The sequence below is a fragment of the Candidatus Nanopusillus massiliensis genome (assembly GCF_920984865.1).
Window position 1 is genome coordinate 473,419 of the sequence record NZ_OV100765.1, and the last position, 386, is coordinate 473,804.

General features: G+C 31.7%; 1 protein-coding gene. It reads right to left on the reverse strand.

The annotated features are described in order from the left end of the window. Positions 1 to 192: 192 nt before the first annotated feature. Entirely contained in the window at positions 193 to 342 is a 150-nt protein-coding gene (locus LUA84_RS03355) for a hypothetical protein (protein WP_231434432.1), read from the reverse strand. Positions 343 to 386: the final 44 nt, after the last annotated feature.

A 386-nucleotide genomic window follows, 5' to 3' on the forward strand; every position in this document is an offset into this window, starting at 1 on the left:
TCTAACTTTTCCACTTTGTTTTGCTTTTTCAAATATTTCATATACCTTTGCTTCATAATTTTGTATAAATGTATTCAATACATCTTCAGGCCATTTTACATATGGAGCTGTCATCATGATATCATCATTTGGATAAAAAATATCTTAAAAAAATATTTTATAAATCTTTAAAAATCACTCTGGNNNGAATATTCAGATTCTCCAGTTGCAGCGGGTTCGGCAACTACATAAGTAGGACCAACATTTAACAAATTTTACATTACCTTTCCAACCAACACTTACATTCTTTACAAAAGCTGCAACCCCATTTATCCTAGCAAATCCATCTCCCCTTTGTGTCAAACTCTTTATGTCAACTCANATACATCTCCAACTTTTATTCCCCT